At 60.5% G+C, this 13,180-nt stretch carries 14 protein-coding genes; 7 read left to right on the top strand and 7 right to left on the bottom strand.

The window, feature by feature from the left end; all coding sequences use genetic code 11:
* Window positions 1-31 precede the first annotated feature (31 nt).
* On the bottom strand, window positions 32-895 hold the full coding sequence (locus tag LPB072_RS07270; protein WP_066093333.1) for a PA4780 family RIO1-like protein kinase: 864 nt from the start codon (window positions 893-895) through the stop codon (window positions 32-34).
* Between the two features lie 40 nt (window positions 896-935).
* The gene (locus LPB072_RS07275; protein ID WP_066093336.1) at window positions 936-1,187 is read right to left on the bottom strand and encodes a hypothetical protein; all 252 of its coding nucleotides are present in this window, start codon (window positions 1,185-1,187) and stop codon (window positions 936-938) included.
* 256 nt (window positions 1,188-1,443) lie between these two features.
* Between LPB072_RS07275 and LPB072_RS07280 the strand changes: the two genes are divergently transcribed.
* Window positions 1,444-2,583 carry a helix-turn-helix transcriptional regulator gene (locus tag LPB072_RS07280; RefSeq protein ID WP_066093339.1) on the top strand — a complete coding sequence of 380 codons (1,140 nt, stop codon included), beginning with the start codon at window positions 1,444-1,446 and terminating at the stop codon, window positions 2,581-2,583.
* A gap of 110 nt (window positions 2,584-2,693) precedes the next feature.
* Window positions 2,694-3,371, top strand: a complete 678-nt coding sequence (locus LPB072_RS07285; RefSeq protein ID WP_066093342.1) for a hypothetical protein — start codon at window positions 2,694-2,696, stop codon at window positions 3,369-3,371.
* Between the two features lie 60 nt (window positions 3,372-3,431).
* On the opposite strand, the gene LPB072_RS07290 is transcribed toward LPB072_RS07285, so the two are convergent.
* Window positions 3,432-4,883, bottom strand: coding sequence for a phospholipase D-like domain-containing protein (locus LPB072_RS07290; protein WP_066093345.1), 1,452 nt, complete (start codon window positions 4,881-4,883; stop codon window positions 3,432-3,434).
* A 118-nt stretch (window positions 4,884-5,001) separates the two neighbouring features.
* On the opposite strand from LPB072_RS07290, the gene LPB072_RS07295 reads away from it, so the two are divergent.
* The 4 genes from LPB072_RS07295 to LPB072_RS07310 all read left to right on the top strand — a co-directional run bounded on the left by LPB072_RS07295 (window position 5,002) and on the right by LPB072_RS07310 (window position 7,979).
* A complete protein-coding gene (locus LPB072_RS07295; RefSeq protein ID WP_066093682.1) occupies window positions 5,002-5,490 on the top strand; it encodes a DUF4188 domain-containing protein in 489 nt (162 codons plus the stop codon).
* 37 nt (window positions 5,491-5,527) lie between these two features.
* Entirely contained in the window at window positions 5,528-6,247 is a 720-nt protein-coding gene (locus LPB072_RS07300; RefSeq protein WP_197508925.1) for an SIMPL domain-containing protein, read from the top strand.
* Between the two features lie 218 nt (window positions 6,248-6,465).
* Window positions 6,466-7,011: a hypothetical protein gene (locus LPB072_RS07305; RefSeq protein ID WP_157694170.1), complete on the top strand. Its 546-nt coding sequence runs from the start codon at window positions 6,466-6,468 to the stop codon at window positions 7,009-7,011.
* Between the two features lie 53 nt (window positions 7,012-7,064).
* On the top strand, window positions 7,065-7,979 hold the full coding sequence (locus LPB072_RS07310; RefSeq protein ID WP_231943457.1) for a glycoside hydrolase family protein: 915 nt from the start codon (window positions 7,065-7,067) through the stop codon (window positions 7,977-7,979).
* 69 nt (window positions 7,980-8,048) lie between these two features.
* Here LPB072_RS07310 and LPB072_RS07315 read toward each other — a convergent pair whose 3' ends face one another.
* Window positions 8,049-8,567: an anti-sigma factor gene (locus LPB072_RS07315; protein WP_066093354.1), complete on the bottom strand. Its 519-nt coding sequence runs from the start codon at window positions 8,565-8,567 to the stop codon at window positions 8,049-8,051.
* A 165-nt stretch (window positions 8,568-8,732) separates the two neighbouring features.
* Here LPB072_RS07315 and LPB072_RS07320 point away from each other — a divergent pair, with 165 nt between their 5' ends.
* Window positions 8,733-9,710, top strand: coding sequence for a BLUF domain-containing protein (locus LPB072_RS07320; RefSeq protein ID WP_157694171.1), 978 nt, complete (start codon window positions 8,733-8,735; stop codon window positions 9,708-9,710).
* 232 nt (window positions 9,711-9,942) lie between these two features.
* Here LPB072_RS07320 and LPB072_RS07325 read toward each other — a convergent pair whose 3' ends face one another.
* The 3 genes from LPB072_RS07325 to LPB072_RS07335 form a co-directional block, all read right to left on the bottom strand.
* Window positions 9,943-11,094: an alpha-hydroxy acid oxidase gene (locus LPB072_RS07325; RefSeq protein WP_066093691.1), complete on the bottom strand. Its 1,152-nt coding sequence runs from the start codon at window positions 11,092-11,094 to the stop codon at window positions 9,943-9,945.
* A gap of 172 nt (window positions 11,095-11,266) precedes the next feature.
* Window positions 11,267-12,637, bottom strand: a complete 1,371-nt coding sequence (locus LPB072_RS07330) for a sensor histidine kinase (protein WP_066093360.1) — start codon at window positions 12,635-12,637, stop codon at window positions 11,267-11,269.
* Window positions 12,638-12,716: 79 nt separating this feature from the next.
* A complete protein-coding gene (locus tag LPB072_RS07335) occupies window positions 12,717-13,094 on the bottom strand; it encodes a response regulator transcription factor (protein ID WP_066093693.1) in 378 nt (125 codons plus the stop codon).
* Between the last annotated feature and the right edge of the window lie 86 nt (window positions 13,095-13,180).

A 13,180-nucleotide genomic window follows, 5' to 3' on the forward strand; every position in this document is an offset into this window, starting at 1 on the left:
TGCCTGAGCGGTTGAATGGCTGATCGGTCGGCTATTGGGCCATGCGCTCGCGGCGAGCGGCGTCTTCATCGCGTGCGTCGTCGATCTCGCGCATGACGCTGGCCAGATCCACGGCACCCGGTGCAGGGGTGTATTGGCCGGTCAAGGGGGTGTCGATATCCAGCAAACCGGCCTGGTACAGGCTCCAGATCTCGGGTCCGTAGGCGGTTCGTTTCAGCGCTGGCGCAAACTGGCCAAAGAAGTCGCGCAGGTTGGCCACATCGCGCATCAGCATGCGTTGCGCGTGGTTGTTGCCCGCCGCGTCCACCGCCTGGGGCAAATCGATGATCACAGGGAACGCTTCGCTGCCATCTTCGCCTGAATGGGCCAGCAAGATGTTGAATTCGGACAAGTCGCCGTGCACCACGCCCGCACACAGCATGCGCACCACTTCGCCAATCAGCGTGGCGTGGTGGGCCTTGGCTTGCTCGGGGGTGAAGGCCACGTCGTTGAGGCGCGGCGCCGCATCGCCATCGGCGTCGGTCACCAGTTCCATCAGCAACACGCCGTCGAAGAAGTTGTAGGGCTGCGGCACGCGAACGCCCGCTGCGGCCAGTCGGTAGAGCGCGTCCACCTCGGCGCTTTGCCAGGCCGCTTCCTGCGCCTGGCGGCCAAATTTGCTGCCCTTGGCCATCGCCCGCGCCTGGCGCGAGTTTTTGACCTTGCGGTTTTCGGTGTAGTCCACCGCCTGGCGAAAGCTGCGGTTGTTGGCTTCCTTGTAGATCTTCGCGCAGCGCGTTTCGTCACCGCAGCGCACCACATAGACCATGGCCTCTTTGCCGCTCATGAGCTGGCGGACCACGGTGTCGATCAGGCCTTCGTCGACCAGTGTTTGCAGGCGGGGAGGCGCTTTCATGCCGTTGCCATGTTGTGGCCGGTGGCGTTCACCGCCGGTCTCAACGCGCCACCACCGACCAACCCGCGTGCAGGTTGTTCTTGTCGTTTTCAAGATCCCAATGGGTGCCGCAACGTTCGCACTGGTATTCGGTGATGGTCACCTGGCCATGTCGGCGTGGTTCTTTGCGGTTCAGGCCCTGGGCCAGTTCGGGGTGGCCGGGTGCTTTGCGCCAGTTGCGCTGAATGCCTTGGCAGGCGTCACAAAGGGGTTTGGGGCCGGGGGCTTGGGCGGTGGTGTCGGAGGCGGTCATTCGTGGGGCGCTTGGGTGGCGATGGGGTCGCGCATTGAGAGATTGCGTGGATAGGTGGAGATTGTGCGCGCATTCCGTCGATGGATTTCGTAACCTCTTTGACTGCCCTTTGCCAGTAAAGTGCATTCGACGGGCCCGTTTGATTTGACTTTCGGGCTGCAGGCACCGTGGCGCAGGCATTTTTTGCTCACCGTTCGACAGTGTGAAGGGTTTGCGGGTAAGGCATTTGCCATCGGGACAGACAAGGGGACAGGGAATGGAAATCAAACACACGGCGGCTTTGCAGCGCATTCGGCAGGCTTGCATGATGGGGTTGCCGAGCCGCAGCGTCATGCCTGTCGTGATGCGCGAGCTCAAGGCGCTGATCCCTTCAACCTGTGTGCAATTCACCTGGTCTTCCAAAGACGGGCGACTGGCAAATTTCTGGTCAGACACTTTTCTGCCCCGCCGCACCGCCTGGATCATTCTTCACCGTGCGCGCTATGAAGCCGATGTGGGCACCAATTTTCGTGACCTGGTGTTGTTCGGAAAACCCACTGGCAATGCGCGCCGTTGGTGGGATGCGGGCTTTGAGCACAGCACCACTTTTCAAGCGGCTTTCAAGCCCTATGGCTACAAGTGGTTTCTTGATGGCGTGGTGCGTGACGCCCAACGACCGTATGGTTGCGTGGCGTTGATCCGGCGTCACGATGATCCGGATTTCAGCGTCGCTGAAGAAGACCTGCTGGCGCGTGTTCTGCCCTATCTTGTGCACGCCATACGCGGGGATGCGGGCGTACCGGCCTTGTTTGTGCCCACGGGGCAGTCGGCCATGCTGGTGTGTGACGCGGCGGGGGAGGCGATCGAATGGTCTGAGAAGGCGCACCGCCTGGCCGCTTTTGCCATGCTCGAAGAGATCAACTGTGATGAAAAAATTGGGCGAGGCGATTTTGAGCGGATGCGCGATGGTCTCGTGGCTGTGGCCCAGGAACTGGGTCGTCGACTTGCGTGCGCCGACTGCGACGGACCCATGCCACAGGTGGAGTTGCGCAACGGGTGGGGTGCATTTGTTTTCCGTGGTTACCACCTCAGTGGCCGGGCCACGTCCAGCGGCGGGCGTATCGGGATCCTGATCGAGCAGTCGGTACCCGTGGAGGTGAAGTTGCTGGAGCGGGTCAATGGTCTCGATCTGTCGCCCCGTCAGAAAGAGATCGCCATGCATTGCGCCCGAGGGCTGTCCAACAGCGAGATCGCCTCACACCTGGGGATGAGCCCTCACACGTTGAAAGACCACTTCAAGGCGATCTACCTGCGTCTGGAGATCAACAGCCAGCGTGAGCTGGTGTCGCTTCTGGATTCGGCTTTGTCAGCACATCCCCCACTGCAGGGGGATGTGCCGCTGCGGCTGCGTGCTTAACCTGAAGGCTCGGATCGCAGGCAGTTGTCACAGCGGTCCGGGGACGCGGATAGGGTCCGTGTCCGGGGGCGTTCTGCCTCAGCAAGACAGCGGTCAAACAGGAGCAATGCATGTCAACCAAGATTACCAACCACTATTTCAAATTCGGAATCCACAAGTACTTCCGCGGCAGTGCCCACGAACTTGAGTTGGGTCATTACGGGCAGAAGAAGGATCCGATTGGCGCCAAAGCCTGGCTTGCGCCCCACGACAAGATCAAGCCAGTGCATATGAAGGGGCGTGTCAAGGTCAACACCCGGACCCGGATCGACTGGAATGAAGTCTCCAGTGTGGAGCTTCAAACGGGTGGGGCTCTGACGTACTACGGCATCAATTTCAACGGCGCCAAGAGCTTCAGCCACGCCCACGCGAAGTCGGCCAAACTCGAACTCATCAGCCTGAGCATTGATGAGGGCCCGCTGATCGCCATGATCAATGCCGACCGGCCCGCCCGCAATCAGATGGCCGATGAGGGCAAAGACGCACGCATCGTCTCCGAAGTCTGGGTGGTGGTGGAGGCCGAGTTGGCCGAACATTTCAAAACCTATGGCAGCAGCAGTGCCGGGGTGGAGATCAAGGCGGTCAAGGGCGACGCGCAACTGACCGTGAGTGGTGGCACACGCGGTTCGCAGTCCATCGTGCTGTCAAAAGGCACCACCTTTGCCTACCGGTTGCACAAAGTCAACGACTGGAACAAGGGCAAAACCCGTGTGGAAGGGGTCGAAGACGATTACAAAGGCATGTCTTGATGAAGCGGTGAAGGGTGGCGCCCAGTGCCGCCAGGTTGACGGGGCTGGGGCCGCTTGCTCTTACATCAGGAAGTCGAGAAAGCGGGCAATCGGCGCGATGGCCCGCATGCGAAACACCGCATCGCCGTCGGCGCCCTGAATCAGTGCCTGCTCTCCGCCAGCCTGTGGCGTGCCCACAATCGGCTTTGATTGCGCCAGGCGCGAACGCATGCTGGTTTTCATGTCCAGCGCCAGCGCAGGGTTGCCGCGGCAAATCACGATCAGTTCGGAATTCAGGTTGGCCGAGCGGGGATCGATGTTGTAGGTGCCCACCGCGACGGTGTCGTCGTCGAAAACGGCCCGCTTGGCGTGTACACCCCATCGAGACGAGGCCGGCGTGCGGCTGGCGTGGGCCGGCGGCTGACCTTCGTAGGCCCATATCTCCAGGTTGGGCATGCGCAAAGGCGCCAGACTGCTGGCCAGGCTGGCCACGGTATAGAAGGCATCGGTCGAATTCAGGCTGTTGGTCAGGAAGCGCACGTGAACGCCTTTGCCCACCACGCTTTTCACCACTGCGATGCCATCATCGCGCAAGACCAGGTAGGGGCTTTCGACCGTGATTTCGCGTTTGGCTTCATGCGCCAGTTCACTGATGGCCAGAAACACCTTGCGCCGCTCCACGCCTGAGCCGGGATAGTCGGTCACAAACTGCATGTCGTTGCATGTGGACGTGGTGTGTTCTGAAGCGTGCTGCCGCAGCTCGGTGGTCAGCGCCATCTCCTTGGTCGAGAGCGTGCCCAAAAGGTCGTCGACCAGCGGGGCTTGCTGCACCTCGGCGTTGATCTCACTGGGTTTGCTGACCCATTCGGAGGCCCAGTACAGCTCGAAACTGTTGGTGATGGCGTCAGCGATCGGGCCTTCGATCATGAGGTCGCTGTCGAGGAAGTTGTAGTGGTGGGAGAGATCAAAGTAGTCGTCTCCAATGTTGCGGCCGCCAACGATGGCTCGTTTGCGGTCCACGGCGAGCAGCTTGCGGTGGGTGCGGTGTTGCGCCGCAAAGATGCGCTGAATGCCGGCGGTGTTGTAGTAGCGAACCTCCACACCTGCGGCCTCCAGCGTCTTGACATACGCCGGCGCGAGCTTGAATACCGGCATCGCGAAGTCCACCAGAATGCGCACCCTCACACCCTCTTGCGCTTTGCGCGCCAGGGCCTGGGTGATGAGGCGGCTGGCCGTGTCTATCTCGTAGATGAAAAACTCGAGCTCAATGGACTCTTTCGCCGATTCGATCAAACGCAAGCGCTCGGCCAGAGAGTCAAATCCCACGTCAAGCAGCGCCACCTGATGGGGCTGAGTGGAACGCGCGGCAATGGCCTCATGGTGTGGCGCCTTGCCCAGCCACTGGCGTTCTGTGGCCTCTTGAATACCCAGGAACGTCAGGGCGAAGATCACTGGAATACCCAGGAACACCACCACCAGGGCGATGCCGATCCACTTCCCGATTCGCTTCAATTTCCCAGCGGTATTCGCCATGCCTCATCCCTGTATGTGTGCGCCGATCACGTTTGTTGATTATCGTGTGGGGCTTGAGAGTGCTTTGCTGCATCGAGGCGGCATCGGCACGATGCCGGCCAGAACGGGAGATAGGCAGATGATTCAAACCGATCGGTACACAGCGAGCCTGGAGGGCGACTACGTGGTCTTTCTGATTGGCATGCGTTTGAACCACCTTTGGAAGGTGCACAAATGGTGGCCAGTAGCACAGGCCATGCCACGCATGGTGAAGGAACTGCAAGAAAAGCCCGAACTGGGGTTCCTGCACGCGGAGTCGTGGGGCGGGCGCACGACCATCATGGTGCAGTATTGGCGTTCAATGGAGCAGTTGCTGGCCTATGCCAAAGCCCGGGATTCCGCCCACTTGCCCGCCTGGCAAGCCTTCAACAAAGCCGCCGAAAACGACGGCTCGGTGGGCATCTGGCACGAAACCTACGCAATCAAGCCGGGGCAATACGAAAATGTGTACACCAACATGCCACCATTTGGACTGGGATGTGCGGGCCGGTTGCAACCGGCCACGGGAGAGCGAAAATCGGCCGCTGACCGCTTGCGGGCCACAGTGAGGAACTTTGATTCGGGGTAGTCAATGGTGAGCAATTTGAGAAGAGGGTGAGGCTGTCATGAATCCTGTATTGCGTTTGATTGCGGCGGCCATGATCGCCGCAGGGGTGGCGGCGGCGGGCTTTTTTGTGGGCAATGGCCTGGAGCGCTTTCGCATGTCGGACCGGTCGGTAACCGTCAAGGGACTGGCCGAAAAAGATGTGGAGAGTGATTTCGCCGTCTGGACGCTCGCCTTTCGCCGCGCTGGTGCAGATTTCAACGGAGTACAACAGGCGCTCGTGGCGGACCGGGTGAGCGTGTTGGCGTTTCTGAAGGAGCGGGGCTTTTCAGTCGAGGAGCTGCAGGTCAGGCCTCTGCAGGTGCAAGACTTGCTGGCGCGCGAGTATGCGCAAGGCAACGTGCCGTTTCGTTTCAACGGCACCGGCCAGGTATTGGTGAAAACGGCCCGTGTGGAGGTGGTGGAAAAGGCCGCCCTGGCGCTGGACCCTTTGATACAGGCTGGTGTTCAGCTGGACAACGAAGGTCCAGCCGGCGGTCCGCGCTACCAACTGCGGGGCTTCAACGATGCCAAAGCACCGCTGCTGGCCCTGGCCACACGCAACGCCCGTGAACAGGCTGAGAAGTTTGCGGCGCAAGCCGGGGCCAGGCTGGGGTCGCTGAAGAGCGCCAACCAGGGTGTGATCCGAATCACGGGTGACGATGGTTCCGATTTTGATGACGGCAGTTCACGAGGCAAGCGGCTGAGGGTGGTGAGCACCTTCGAATACGAACTTCGATGAGCGGCCTGCGGGTGTGTTGTTGGCGGTGTGGGGCATCTGCCCTCAAGATCTGAGGCCGCCTTGGGTGGGCGCTGTGGACACCGGGCACTCCCATTCGGACCACCGACAGACATTGATGATGTTGTGGTCTTTTTGACCGGGAAGGTGATTGATTCGAGTACCATTGTTTTACCTTTTGCCTGTGTGAACAGGCCCGGATGTTTCTCAAAGGGTTAAACATGGCATTCAGATTCACCGCAGGATTTGGCCTCCTGCTGGTTCTCCTTGTGGGAGGTTGTGCTTCCGGACAGGTGTCCAGCGCTGAACCTTCCAGGCTTGTTCAAGGCGAGGCTGATCATCCGTATTGCCTGCACATGCTGCAGTCGGAGTTGAATGGTGACCGGATGGTGCAGGCGGTTCGTCTGGGCCGCAACGGCTGCGCGGACAGCAACGCTGCAGCAGAAACCAAGGTAGAGCGGGATGGCGTGAAAGCAACTGTTGTGATCAGCGGTTATCTGCATCAGTACACACTGGCGTCTTCGGATGCATGTGGGAATCGTTACTACGAAGTGGTGAATCGGTCGCTCGAAAACACGTTTGTGGGCCGATCGGTCCTGGTGGTGCGCGAGGAAAGGGGCTGGCGAACCCTGTCGTCGCGCAACCCCAAACGCGAGCCAGCCTGGTCTGACGAAGTCGCTCTCAGTCTGGTGGCCGAATTGCCCTATGTTCCCGCCGAGGGCTTGCCATCGCCGCTGGCCATGGCACGCCGCGTGATCTGCCCGTAACGGCGCCATCAACAACTGCATTCAACAGGAACTCAAAAATGACACCACAACAATTGGCCGCGCTCGAGCGGATGTTGATCTTGAATGAAGGGAAGAAACTGACGGTCTATCAGGACTCCGAAGGTCATCCGACGGTAGGCATCGGCTTCAATCTGGATCGTTACGGCGCCCGGACCGCGATCGAAGCGCAAGGGCTTGATTACGACCGGGTGAGGGCGGGAGCGCAGTCACTGACCGAAGCGCAGGCGAGCGCCTTGTTGCGTGCCGACTTGAACACAGCCATTGATGGAGCCGGTCGTGTTGTCGACAACTTTGATCAGTTGTCTTTTTCCCGCCAGGCTGTTCTCGTCGACATGTGTTTCAACATGGGCGAAAACAAACTGATGGATTTTTCAAAAATGCGGCGCGCCGTTGAAAGAGGCGACTGGCAAGGCGCCGCCAATGAAATGGAAAACTCCAACTGGTTTCACCAGGTGGGTGACCGCGGGCCACGCATGGTTGAGATCATGCGCACCGGGGCCGCTCGTGAAGTACTTGGCGAGCGATGGGGTGCGCTTCAACCTGGGTTGGGTGAAGAACCTACGCGTCTTGCAGGTGCTTTGTCGCCGGACAGCCGCCAACTGATGGGTGATTCGGAGCGCGCCGTTCGTGGCCTGGCACAAGAGCGGGGGCTGGCGTGGGATCAGGGGATGCACAACACGGTGGCCGCCGTGGCGATGCATGCGAAAAACAGCGGTTTGTCGGGTATTTCTCTGCTGAAAGTTGATGCGGAGGGCAGCATACGGTTCGTGCAAACTGACGGAGGAACATTGCGGGAGGGCTTCATCGATGCCAAGACCGCGGCCAACACACCCGAAGCCGAATCGATGCAGGCGCTGGTTGCCGCAGATCAGCGTCTGGCCAGCGATGCGGCGCCACAGGTTTTGGCAGCCGATGCCGCAATGGTGGATGCGCGCGCCCGAGGCTGATGCAAGCGAGGCTGGATCGCCCGGCGGGTGAAGGCGCTTTGTGCAGCAAGTTGCTTGCCTGGCGCCGCCTCAGATGGACTTCTGAACCAGCCAACCCTTGAACAGGTAGGGCAACCGGGGGCCCTGGCTTTCTGATACGCCGCCTTTGGCCTCTACGCTGATGGCCAGTTCGGCGGCACCGGTCAAGGCGGCTTCCTGGGTTGGCATCTGAAGGGTCTTGAATTTGCTGGTGATCACGCCCAGTGAGCGAGGAGGCTTGTCGCCGTTGACGGCCCAAAGCTGCATCGTGTCTTCGCGGCCTTCTTTGACCTCGTTCAGGCGTTGCACCTGCAGGTTGCCCTGCTTGGGATCGAGTGTCACGAGCAAGGCCGGCAACTGTTGGTCGTCCGTCAGAACCGACACATAACGCACTTGCGGCACTTCGTTCAATTTGGCCTGGGTGTGCTGCACCTGGCTCTTGAGTTGTTCGATCATGCTGGTGCTGGCAGCCCATGCCAGCAGGCCTGCCAGGACCAGAAAAATGGTGGCTGCACGCCACCAGGGTGAGACTTTTCGGTCTTTAGAAGCAGGGGAATCGGTCGAAGTCATAGGGAGGAGTGGGTGGTTCCGCCTTTTGCGTCCTCAAAGGCGGTATTGCAAGAAATTTGAACGTTATGGCGCGTTGCGACAGCAACTGATCACCAACAAAGTCATTGTCCCATGGGGCAGTTATGCTTTCCCCGACCTATGTCAACCAACGAATCAGAAAGAGCCTTGACCTTTTGGCCCGACGGTGAGGCCGAAGTGCCAACGGGTCCGGTTGTGCGCGTCATTTACGTGAGTCGCAGCGAGGTGCGCGGGGCGGTGCTCAATGAGATGCGCCGCATTCGCGACCATGCCGTGCTGAACAACCGCCCTTACGGTATCCGTGTGGCGCTCTTGAACATGAACGGCTGGTTTCTGCAATGGATCGAAGGGCCGCAAGATGGCGTTGATCTGTTGCTGGCCCGTGTGGGCAGAGACAGGCGGCACCATGGCCTGATGGTGATTCACCGAAGCCAGGGGCGCCCGCGCCTGTTTCGCCCGTGGATTGGCGCCATTGTTCAAACCCCCGAGAGTGATCGGCAATTCGATTTGCGGGTGCACGCGCAGTTCGAACGTTTCAACCAGGGCGAAATGGTTGAGCCCACCGCCGTCTGGTTGCGCTTGAGTGCGCCACCAGCGCCGGACATGCCGCGCCCTCTGGGGCGAAATCCTCGCGTGATGCTGCTTTCGGCCCAGGGCGCGCAGGCGTTCAACCTTCTGGAGTGGCTGGCATTGAATGACCAGAGAACGCTGGTGAGACGGCGTTTTGCGGGCAGCGCCGACGATGCGCCCGATGTCGAAAGCGACTATGCGGATTTTCCCGGCTACGGCCCGCGCGGAGTGCGCCTTGTGGCCAACGCGCGAAAGGGTCTGGCCATGGGCATGACGCATGCGTTTTTGCCCGAATTCGCGGCGGTGGTGCTGATGCTCGATGGCAGTGCGGGGCGCAACTTGCGCCTGACAGAGCGGGTGCTCGTGGCCTGCCGCCAGGTACACCACAGCCCGCTGATCGTGGGGCTGGGTGGGGGCGAACAGGTTTCTGCCGACATCCAGCGACTCGTGGAGCGCCAGGGCATGCCGTGGATGGCGGCCATCTCCCCGAGTGCCAGGCCCGACAAGACCGAGTTGTGGCAGGCGGTAGAGCCTGTGTTGACGCGCCTGAATTGAACCGGAAATGGGGGGGCGAGCGCTGGTCTTGCGCTGGACAAGTGCATCATCATTGATGCCATTTTTCGACGCAGCGCGCCCACCTGCCGTGTGGGCGCGCTGCGCATTCGCTTGAGCCCCTCTGGTTGCGTTGTCCGGTCCTGCGTGCAACAGCCCGCTGCGTTCCCACGCCTTTCCGGCCCACGCTCCGGCAGTCCGGTCGGACGCGTCCAGCCGCTGTTTCAAGGTTGAATCAAGTCGGGTAGGTGCCCGGCAGCAAGATGCTTCGGTCAACGCCGGTCAATTGCGTGTGGCCGCAAAATGCCATGGTCACATCCAGTTCTTTGTGAATGATCTCCAGCACTTTCGACACACCTTCTTCGCCCATCGCGCCGAGACCGTAAACCATGGCGCGACCGATCATGGTGCCGCGTGCGCCCAGCGCCCAGGCCTTCAACACATCCTGCCCGCTGCGGATGCCGCCATCCATCCAGACTTCAATTTGATCGCCTACCGCGGCCACGATGGCCGGTAGCGCTTCGATGCTGGAGGGGGCACCATCGAGCTGGCGCCCGCCATGGTTGCTGACCACAATGGCATCGGCACCGCTGGCCACAGCCAGTTTGGCGTCTTCCACATCCATGATGCCTTTCAGGATCAGCTTGCCGCCCCATTGCGCCTTGACCCAGGCCACGTCGTCCCAGTTCAGTGTGGGGTCGAACTGTTCGTTGGTCCATGAGGCGAGTGACGACACGTCGCTCACCCCCTTCACATGGCCGACCAGGTTGCGGAAGGTGTGGCGGCGTGTGCCCATCATGCCCAAGACCCAGCCCGGTTTGGTGGCGATGTTCAGGATGTTGCCCAGGGTGGGAATCACCGAGGCCCGCATCTTGTTTTTCAGGTCTTTGTGGCGCTGCCCGATCACCTGCAAGTCCAGCGTCAAAACGAGGGCGCTGCACTTGGCTACCTTGCAGCGCCCGATCATGCGGGCCATGGCTTCGCGATCGCGCATCATGTAGAGCTGAAACCAGAAGGGCGCTGTGGTGTGTTCTGCGATGTCTTCAATGGAGCAAATGCTCATGGTCGACAGCGTGAACGGAATGCCGAATTTTTCAGCAGCCTTGGCGGCCTTGATTTCGCCATCGGCGCTTTGCATCCCGGTCAATCCTACGGGCGCGATGCAGACCGGCATCTTCACCGTTTGCCCCACCATTTTCGTGGCCGTGCTGCGGTTTTCCATGTTCACCGCCACGCGCTGGCGCAGCTTGATTTTCTGGAAGTCTTCGGAGTTGGCGCGGTAGGTACTCTCCGTCCAGGAGCCCGAGTCGGCGTAGTCGTAGAACATGCGTGGCACGCGCTTTTTGGCGAGTACGCGCAGGTCTTCGATGGTGGTGATCACGGGCATGGTTTGTCTCCAGAGGTTGGCTTTTGTTACCCAGATGGTAGCGAGCCCCTCTGTAAAAGGCTTGTGAAAGCCACTTTTCCAGATTGAAATTTCTTGAAAACCCATGATTTCGGCGTCGCAGGGGGCCCATTGGGCACACGCCACAACGGGACTCCAGCGTGTTGCTGCCGGATCAGGCTGCGGCTGAGGCTGCCTGGGCGGGCAGGGTGGCGACAATGGTGGTGCCTTGTCCGGGCGCGCTCAGGATGGCGAGCTTCCCGCCATGGGATTCGAGGCGCATGCGCATGCCCACCAGACCATGCCGGCCGTGACCCACGGCTGTCGGGATAAAGCCTTTGCCGTCGTCGCGCACGGTGAGCCTGATCTCGGAACCCGTTTGGGCCAAATGCAGCTGCACCGATGTGCTGCCGGCGTATTTCCCGATGTTGGTCAAGGCTTCCTGTGCAATCCGGTAGAGCGTGAGATCGGCATTTTTGTTTGATGCAACGGGTTCCAGCTCAGTTTGAACGGGTTGTTCCAGCACGCTTTCCATGTCGCGGCACAAGATTTCCAGGGCCGGCATCAGGCCGAGCTGGTCCAGGGCCGAGGGCCGCAGATTTTCGATGATTCGGCGCTTCAGCGTGATGCCTTCGTTCAGCCGTGCCTCGATCGATGCCAGATGTGCGGGCGCCTTGTCGGGCATGTTGGGCACGCGCCGCAGGCGGGCAAACTCCAGTTTCATCGAGGTGTGTAAGCCGCCCATCTCATCGTGCAGCTCCCGGGCCAGGCGAGCGCGCTCGTCTTCGCGGGCGTGCACCAGATGGGCGGCCATTTCGGTCAACTCGGCGGTGCGCTCTTTGACGCGGTCGGCCAGGAGCGCCCGCTCTTCGATCAGCAGCCGATCGCTTTCGCGCAACTGCCGCTGGAACATGAACATGCTGAGCACCGCCGCCAGAGCGAGAAGGTGAACCGCCATGCGGCTGATCGACAGCGCGTTGTAGAGCGAGAAGCGCGCAACCTGTTGAATTTCTGCGGCCTTCATCAGCATGGTTGAGAACTCCTGCCGGAGCTGGTCCCTTCGCTCACGGCTTCGCTTGCTGACGGCGTCGGATCGCGCTGCCGTCGGCTGGCCCCGCGCGACGAGGTTCACCCATTCGTCGGTGTCGCGAATCTCTTCGTTGACCAGAGCCTCTACCGACGCCACAGAAATGGTGCGTTCGGTATCGACCTGGGCCACCAGGTCGAATGCTTTTTGCTTGACCTCGTGAATCTGTTTGACTTCTTCCCGGTAGTGGACCGCTTCGTCTGGTGAGCCTGAAAGGATGTAGGCATGGGCGTACAGGCTCGCGGCGGTGATCAGCTGAAGTGTTTTCGCGGCCTGAATCCTGGCATCGGTGAGCGCGATGCCGGCCGAGAGCGTCGAATGCGAATGCCGGAAAGTGCTTTCATTGACCGCCATGGCAGAGATGCCCAGCGCCAGCACCACGGGCATCAGGTAGCGCCCTCTGGCCACCGACTCCAGGGAGCTGCGCAACGGATTCGTTTTTGTTTTTTCTAGGGACATGCGGCCGTCTGATGGATGTGTATCTGGGGGCGGTTGAGGTGAGCGAATGGGTGGCGCATCAGTGGGCGCCAGAGCGGGTTCACGCCGAGGTCAGTTGCTCACAGTAGTCGAGGAAGCTGTCCAGTTCTCTTGACTTGTCGAACACATGGTCGGCGCCCAGGTTGGTGCATCGGTGCCGGATGTCGTCGGTGGCGTAGTTGGTGAGCACAATGCGGCGTGCGGGCAGCGTCATTTCCTTGGCACGTTTCAAAACCCCCAGGCCGCTGCCCGAGGTGAGAAACAGGTCGACGATCACCAGATCCAGCTCCGAAGCCCTTTGCACCAGTTCGCGCACCGCATCCGCCTCGTTGTCCACCGTCGCGACCACCCTGATCTCAGTCAGCTCTTCCAGCGTGGCCACGAGGTTGGCAAGGATGACGGGGTTGTCTTCGACGATCAGGGCTTTAAAAGTGGGCATGGGCTGTTTGGCCGAAATCAGGGAGCCGGAAGAGGCAATTCGGTGCGCTGGGTCTGTCACGGGCAATTGGTGAAACGATAAATGAA

It is taken from the genome of Hydrogenophaga crassostreae (assembly GCF_001761385.1).
In the GTDB taxonomy this organism is placed as follows: domain Bacteria; phylum Pseudomonadota; class Gammaproteobacteria; order Burkholderiales; family Burkholderiaceae_C; genus Hydrogenophaga; species Hydrogenophaga crassostreae.